This window comes from Candidatus Frankia nodulisporulans, from assembly GCF_902806475.1.
GTDB lineage: Bacteria > Actinomycetota > Actinomycetes > Frankiales > Frankiaceae > Frankia > Frankia umida.
In genome coordinates, this window is record NZ_CADCWS010000024.1 from 22,782 (window position 1) to 30,305 (window position 7,524).

Sequence of the window (7,524 nt, forward strand, 5' to 3'; positions counted from 1 at the left end):
TCGGGGTTTCCACCCGGAAATCTTCTCGAAGGTTACAACCCGACCGCAGCCGGTGGTGCCGACGGGCCCGGGTCCGGGACAACTTCCCGCCCGTCCCGCGCACCGCTCCCATCCGCGTCCATCCGCGTCCCACGTCCAGTCACGGACCGCTGGCGGTCGGAAACGGCCAGCGGTCCGTGGCCGGTGGCGGCCAACACCCAGACCACGGTCGGCTGCCGAGGGTTGGTCGGCCCAGGCCGAGGCCCGACGCCTGGCCGACGCCTGGCCGACCTCGACGGCTGGACGGCTCGGCATCTGGGGGTGGGCAGGCCGTGTGGTGGGACGGTTGGTGCCCGTGATGCCCTAGGCTTGATGACGTGAGGAGGGACCGTCCGTGAATGCTTCGCCGTCCGGTCCCCCATCCAGCGGCTCGGCAGCAACCGCGGCGGCGGGGCCAGAACCGTCCGATCCGCGGGCCGCGGATGCCCCGCCCCACGACCCCCAGTCGCCTGACTCGCAGACGACGCACGGGCCGCACGCCCGGGAAGCCCGCACGGAGCAACCGCGGAACCGGCCTGCGCGGACTCGGCGTACGCAGTCTCGCAACCCGCGGACACCGGACGCACGGACACCGGATGACGGTGCGCCGGACGCGCAGCCGGTGGAGTCGCAGTCGGCGGTGCGGGTGGCGGAGTTGACGGCGCGGTTGGCGCGGTTGGCGCCGCGGGACGCGCACCGGCTGGGGCGGCGCCTCGCGGACAGCCGGCGGACGCGGGACGCGGCGTCCCGTCAGCGGGTGCTGGCCGCGATCGCGGCCGATGTGGAGCGGGCGGCCGCCCGGGTGGAGCGGCGCCGGCAGCGGGTGCCGACGATCAGTTACCCCGAGGCTCTTCCGGTGACGCAGCGCCGGGACGAGATCCTGGCCGCGATCCGTGACCATCAGGTGGTCATCGTGGCCGGGGAGACGGGATCGGGGAAGACCACGCAGATCCCGAAGATCTGCCTGGAGCTCGGCCGCGGCGTGCTCGGCATGATCGGGCACACCCAGCCACGCCGGATCGCCGCGCGTACGGTGGCCGACCGGATCGCCGAGGAACTCGGTACGGCGGCACCGTCCACCGGCGGTGGGGTCGTTGGTTTCCAGACGCGGTTCACCGATCAGGTGCACGACGAGACCCTCGTCAAACTGATGACGGATGGCATCCTGCTCGCCGAGATCTCCTCGGACCGCGCCCTGCGTCGCTACGACACGCTCATCATCGACGAGGCGCACGAGCGCAGCCTCAACATCGACTTCATTCTCGGCTATCTGCGCTCGCTGCTGCCGCGCCGTCCGGACCTGAAGGTCATCATCACGTCGGCGACGATCGAGACGGACCGCTTCTCCGCCCACTTCGGTGGCGCCCCGGTCATCGAGGTCTCCGGACGGACCTACCCGGTCGAGGTCCGTTACCGCCCGCTGCTCCCCGACTATGCCCCGGAGGACGACCCGGATACCGACGCGGACAGCGACCCGGACGGCGGCGGCCCAGGCGGCGACCGAAACGGCGACCGAAGCGGTGGTCCGGCCAGAAACGCGGGTGGTGGCGCCCGCTCCGAGGGCCGGGCCCGGTCGCCGGAGCGGGACCAGACGCAGGCGATCAGCGACGCGGTGGACGAGCTGTTCGCCGAGGGTCCGGGCGACATCCTGGTGTTCCTGTCCGGGGAGCGGGAGATCCGCGACACGACCGAGGCGCTGTCCCGGCAGGACCGTCCGCACACGGAGATCGTGCCGTTGTACGCACGGTTGTCGGCCGGCGAGCAGCATCGGGTGTTCGAACCGCACACCGGCCGGCGGGTGGTGCTGGCGACGAACGTGGCGGAGACATCGCTGACGGTGCCTGGCATTCGGTACGTCATCGATCCCGGCAACGCCCGTATCTCCAGGTACAGCGCGCGCACGAAGGTGCAGCGGCTGCCGATCGAGCCGGTGTCGCAGGCGTCGGCGAACCAGCGCAAGGGCCGTTGTGGCCGCACCGCGGACGGCATCTGCATCCGGCTGTACAGCGAGTCGGACTTCGAGACGCGACCGGAGTTCACCGACCCGGAGATCCTGCGGACGAACCTGGCGTCGGTGCTGCTGCGGATGGCCGATCTCGGGCTCGGTGATGTCGCCACCTTCGGCTTCCTCGACCCACCGGACTCTCGGCAGATCCATGACGGCGAGCTGCTGCTCACCGAGCTCGGCGCCTTCGCCGTCCCGACCCCCGAGGCCGACCCGAAACCCAGCCCCGAACCCAGCCCCGAACCCAACGCCAGCCCCGAACCCAGCCCCGAGCTCAAGGCCAGCCCCGAACCCAAGGGCGAGCCCGGGCCCCACCACGAAGCTGGACGCGGACGCCCATCGGAGGGACGGCGGCAGCTGACCGCGTTGGGGCGGCGCCTCGCGCAGATTCCGGTGGATCCGCGGCTGGCGCGGATGGTGCTGGCCGGGGATGAGCAGGGTTGCCTGCGCGAGGTGCTGGTGATCGCGTCGGCGCTGGCCATCCAGGATCCGCGGGAACGGCCGGTGGAGCATCAGCAGGCCGCCGACGAACGGCACGCTCGCTTCGCCGATCCGACGTCGGACTTCCTGGCCTATCTGAACCTGTGGCGGTATCTGCGGGACGCCCGCGGGGAACGTTCGGCGAACCAGTTCCGGCGGATGTGCCGCACCGAGTTCCTCAACTACCTGCGGGTCCGCGAGTGGCAGGACGTCCACGGGCAGCTCTCCGCCGTCGCGCGGGGGCTGAAACTCGACCTTGGCGATCCGGACGGACCGGCGGCCGATCCGGTGGCCGTGCACCGGGCGCTGCTCACCGGCATGCTGTCGCATCTTGGCCGCTACGACCCCGAACGCCGCGACTACGCCGGTGCCCGGGGCGGACGGTTCATGCTGTGGCCGGGTTCGGCGCTGGCCCGTCGGGGTGCCCGCGTCGGCACCGAGGCGACCAGGCAGCCGGCCGACGAGCCGGGCGACGAGCAGACCCAGGGCCAGGGCAAGGCCCAGGCCCAGCAGCGATCGGCGGGCCCGCCGGCCTGGGTGATGGCGGCCGAACTGGTCGAGACGTCCAGGCTGTGGGGTCGGACCGCGGCACGTATCGATCCGGACTGGGTGGAGCCGCTGGCGGGGCATCTGGTGCGGCGCACCTACGGGGAGCCACACTGGTCCCGTCGACAGGGGGCGGTACTCGCCGACGAGCGGGTCACGTTGTACGGGGTGCCGATCGTCACCGGCCGGCCGGTGCGGTACAGCGAGATCGATCCGGTGCTGTGCCGGGAGATGTTCATCCGCCATGCGCTGGTCGAAGGCGACTGGCAGACCCGGCACGAGTTCTTCGCGCACAACCAGCGGCTGCTCGCCGACGCCGAGGAGCTCGAACATCGGGCGCGCCGACGCGGCATCGTCGTCGACGACGAGACCCTTTTCGCGTTCTACGCCGAGCGGGTGCCCGCCGACGTCGTGTCCGTGCGGCATTTCGATGCCTGGTGGCGTCGGGCCCGCCGCGAGGATCCACGTCAGCTCGACTTCTCCCTCTCGCTGCTGGTGTCCTCCGGCGCCGGCAACATCACCGAGGAGGCGTATCCGGATGTCTGGCAGGTCGGCGCGGTCACCCTGCCGTTGACCTACCAGTTCGAACCGGGCTCGGCCGCCGACGGGGTGACCGTGCACGTCCCGCTCGCCGTGCTCAACCAGGTCGACGCCGAACCGTTCACCTGGGGGGTGCCGGGGTTGCGCGAGGAGCTGGTGACGGCGCTGATCAGGGCGCTGCCGAAAGTGGTCCGGCGCAGTTTCGTCCCGGCGCCGAACTACGCGCGGGCGGTGCTCGAACACATCTCGCCGTCGGGCGGGGCGTCGCTGCTGGTGGCCGTCGAACATGAACTGCGTCGGATGGGCGGTCCGGAGATCCCCCGGGACGTCTGGACGCTGACCGCCGTCCCCGATCATCTGCGTGTCACGTTCCGGGTCGAGGGCGCGCGCGGGGAGGTGCTCGCCGAAGGCAAGGACCTTGACGCGATCAAGGCGAAACTGCGGCCGCGGACCCGGGCCGCGGTGGCGGCGGCCGCCGACGGCATCGAACGCCGTGGTCTGCGCGGCTGGACCGGCGTTGGCACGTTGCCGAAGGTGGTGGAGCTGCGTCGCGGCGGGCACATCGTGCGCGGCTATCCCGCGCTGGTGGACGAGGGGGACACCGTCGCCGTGCGGGCCACCGACACCGAGGCCGAGCAGCGCACCAGCATGTGGTCCGGCACCCGGCGGCTCGTGCTGCTCGGGGTGCCGTCCCCGATGCGTGGGCTCAACGGCCGGCTGTCGAACGCGGCCAAGCTCGCGCTTTCGCACAACCCGCACCGCGACGCCGCCGACCTGCTCGAGGACTGTGTCCGCGCCGCCTGTGACCGGCTGATCGCCGCCGCCGGCGGCCCCGCCTGGGACGAGGCCGGTTTCACCGCGCTGCTCGCCGCCGTCCGCGCCGGTCTGCCGGACGGGGCGTTCACCGTGGTCCGTGAGGTGCAGGAGGTGCTGGCCCTGGCGTATACCGTCGAAGGCGGTCTGCGCGAGGTGCGGGCCGCGGCGTTCGCCCCGGCGGCGGCGGACATCCGCGCCCACCTCGACAGCCTGATCTATCGCGGTTTCGTCACCGACACCGGCGCGGACCGCCTACCCGACCTGACCCGCTACCTCACCGCCATCGGACGTCGCCTCGAACGCCTGCCCCGCGACCCGAACCGCGACCGGCTCAACATCGCGACGGTCGGCCGGGCCGCCGCGGCCTACCGGGAACTGCTCGCCACCGTCCCCGCCGGCCGCGAACCGACCGAGGAGATCCGCCGGATCCGCTGGATGATCGAGGAACTGCGCGTGAGCCTGTTCGCCCAGAACCTGCGCACCCCCTACCCCGTCTCCGAGGAGCGCGTCTACCGCGCGATCGACGCCCTGCTCGGCTGACCAGGCGCCCTCGGACGCCCGATGCCCGGAGGCCCGCCCGGACCTCCGCCGTCCGACGTCCGACGTCCGACCGGGGTCTGGCTCCCCGTCGGACGGTCGGCGGCCGAGGGTGGCTCGGGCTCAGGTTCGGACGAGCTCGAAGATGGGGATGACGCGGTCGGTCTTGGCCTGGTAATCGGCGAAGACGGGAGCCTGGGCGACGATCCGCGGGTAGAGCGCGTCCCGCTCCTCGCGCGCCAGCTCGCGGGCGACCACGTCGCGCGCGTCGGTACCGCCGCCGTTACCGATCTCCACTCGGGCCCGCGGATGGGCCCGCAGGTTGTGGACCCAGGCCGGGTCCACGTCGGAGCCGAGGTAGGAGCCGACGACCAAAGTCCGGCCGTCGATGTCCAGGCGTGCCAACGGATTCAGCCGGGGCTGACCGGACCGTGCGCCCGTCGAGTGCAGCAGAACAAGAGCGCCACCGGGAAACTGGCTGACCGTGCCGCCGTTGGCCCGAAACTCCTCGATGATCTTCTGGTTGAAGTCCGTCAGCGAGTCGGCGTCGGAGGACAGTTTGTCCTTGTCGATTTCGGTCATTGTTCGTACAACAATCCGACGGTCGGACGCATTCCACCGTCCGACCCCGCGTTCCCCCGATGGCTCCCGGTGACCTCACGCGCCTCCTCGCCGCCAGGCATCGCCCGGCGTGACCATAATGTTCGCAAACCGACGGGGGCATGGTGGGTCTGACTGGCACACTGGACGGGTGACGATCGGGGGCAACACGAACGACCTGGACGACGACACCCAGTGGGATTTCTTCGTCTCCTACACCCAGGGGGATCGGCCATGGGCGGAGTGGATCTCATGGGTGCTCGAGGAGGCCGGCTACCGGATTCTCGTCCAGGCCTGGGACTTCACCCCCGGATCGAACTGGATCGTCGGCATGCACAACGGCATTCGCCGGGCAGCCCGCACCATCGCGGTACTTTCCGAGGCGTACACCCGTTCCGTCTACGGCCAGGCTGAATGGCAGGCCGCCTGGACCGCCGATCCCGACGGCGCGCGGCGCAAACTGCTCGTCTTCCGAGTCGAGAACTGCCCGCGTCCGGGCCTGCTCGGTCAGGTCGTCTCCATCGACCTGTTCGGCCTTCCCGCGCCCGACGCCCGCGCCATCCTCCGGTCAGCCGCCCGCCTCGCCGTGACCGGTGACCGGGCCAAGCCCACCACCGCCCCGCCCTTCCCCCCGGGCGGCACCGCCCGGCGCGACCCCCACGACATCCCGGACCTACCCGCCTGACCCGGTTCGGACGAGTTCGGCACCCACCGCCTCACCCACCGCACCGGATGCCACCGCCTCCGCCGGCACCGAGACCGGCACCGAGACCGCCGTCGTGGCGGGCGCCGAGGTCGTAGCTGATGCGGAGGCCGCAGTGGCCGTCGCACCCGTCCCTGCCGTCATACCCGTCGCACCCGTCGCACCCGTCGCACCCGTCGCACCCGTCGCGGCTGCTGTGGCCGTCGTCGCCGCGACGGAGGTCGCGTCGTCCAGGGAGAACGGGGCGGAGAAGTCCCACAGGGCGCCGATGGCCCACCACGGCCAGCTGTGCCCGCCGTCCCACAGGACGTGACGGATCGTCGAACCCGGCGCGAAGTGCGTCGCCTCGGTCTCACCGTCGGGCAGGAACATCGTCAGATAGCTGGACCAGCCGCCGCGCCAGGGCACGGTCGTGTCCGCCGTCCCATGGATGTGCACGAGCCGCACCGGCACCTCCGGACAGGACACCAGAGCCTGACCGCCGACCATCCCGACGGCGGCGACGAGATCCGGCGCGTCGCAGGCGATGCGCGCGGCGAGCATCCCACCGTTGGAGAAACCCCAGACGTAGATCCTGGACCGGTCGACCGGCGTCACCCGAGCGGCGGCCGCCACGATCTGCCGAACATACGCGACGTCATCGGTCAGCACGTTCCCACAGCATCCGCCGGCATTCCACGCCTCGTGGACGCCCACCCCATACGCGACCGCGAAGTCGTGGCTATCAGCAAAACTGTCAGCACTCGAGGCCTGCCGCAACGTCTCGGCGTTGTTCAGCAGTCCATGCAACATAATCACCAGGGGCCGCGCACCGCCCCGGTACATCGGCGTCACCACAACGTTGGTATGCAGCTCATATGTTCGCCCGGACGCCAACCGCCGCACCGAGTCCCGCGTGCCCGCGGCTTTCCCGGTAGTTCCTGGACCGGCGCCACCCGGGGCACCAGTTCCCGAGGCAGCACCAGTTCCCGAGGCGGCCGCCCCCAGGGCGACCCCCGCCGGATTCGTGGCGGCGGGCGATCTCCCGGTGGCGGCGGAGGTGCCGGCCGGTAGGGATGCCCGGGGATCAGCCTGGGTGGATCGGGTGGGCGCCGCCGGGGCATGCACTGCCGGGGACGCGCCGGAGGTACCGGCGCCGACCGGCGTGGCTGCGACGGCGGTCGGCGGGCCGGGGTCGAACGGCTGGGGGGCGACCAGCGCCGAACCGGCCGGCGTGGACGAGGCCGACGGCACGGTCGCCAGGAAGGCCCCGACGAGGCTGGCAGCGACCGCGAGCGCG

Annotated in this window: 4 protein-coding genes; 2 read left to right on the plus strand and 2 right to left on the minus strand. The window is 71.7% G+C overall.

What is annotated here, in order from left to right; all coding sequences use genetic code 11:
- The first annotated feature begins 640 nt into the window (after positions 1-640).
- Complete coding sequence (locus tag G6R24_RS04655; RefSeq protein ID WP_163547926.1) at positions 641-4,945, plus strand: DUF3418 domain-containing protein; 4,305 nt, start codon at positions 641-643, stop codon at positions 4,943-4,945.
- A gap of 120 nt (positions 4,946-5,065) precedes the next feature.
- On the opposite strand, the gene G6R24_RS04660 is transcribed toward G6R24_RS04655, so the two are convergent.
- A complete protein-coding gene (locus G6R24_RS04660) occupies positions 5,066-5,524 on the minus strand; it encodes a nitroreductase family deazaflavin-dependent oxidoreductase (RefSeq protein WP_163547927.1) in 459 nt (152 codons plus the stop codon).
- Between the two features lie 169 nt (positions 5,525-5,693).
- Between G6R24_RS04660 and G6R24_RS04665 the strand changes: the two genes are divergently transcribed.
- Complete coding sequence (locus G6R24_RS04665) at positions 5,694-6,227, plus strand: toll/interleukin-1 receptor domain-containing protein (RefSeq protein ID WP_225438120.1); 534 nt, start codon at positions 5,694-5,696, stop codon at positions 6,225-6,227.
- On the opposite strand, the gene G6R24_RS21890 is transcribed toward G6R24_RS04665, so the two are convergent.
- Positions 6,216-7,037: a CE1 family esterase gene (locus G6R24_RS21890; protein WP_420840653.1), complete on the minus strand. Its 822-nt coding sequence runs from the start codon at positions 7,035-7,037 to the stop codon at positions 6,216-6,218. The two genes, G6R24_RS04665 and G6R24_RS21890, sit on opposite strands and share 12 nt — an antisense overlap.
- Positions 7,038-7,524 lie beyond the last annotated feature (487 nt).

Coding starts and splice junctions, on each gene's coding strand:
- G6R24_RS04660 (WP_163547927.1), bottom strand. CDS start 5,524: ATGACCGAAATCGACAAGGACAAACTGTCCTCCGACGCCGACTCGCTG.
- G6R24_RS21890 (WP_420840653.1), bottom strand. CDS start 7,037: ATGTTGCATGGACTGCTGAACAACGCCGAGACGTTGCGGCAGGCCTCG.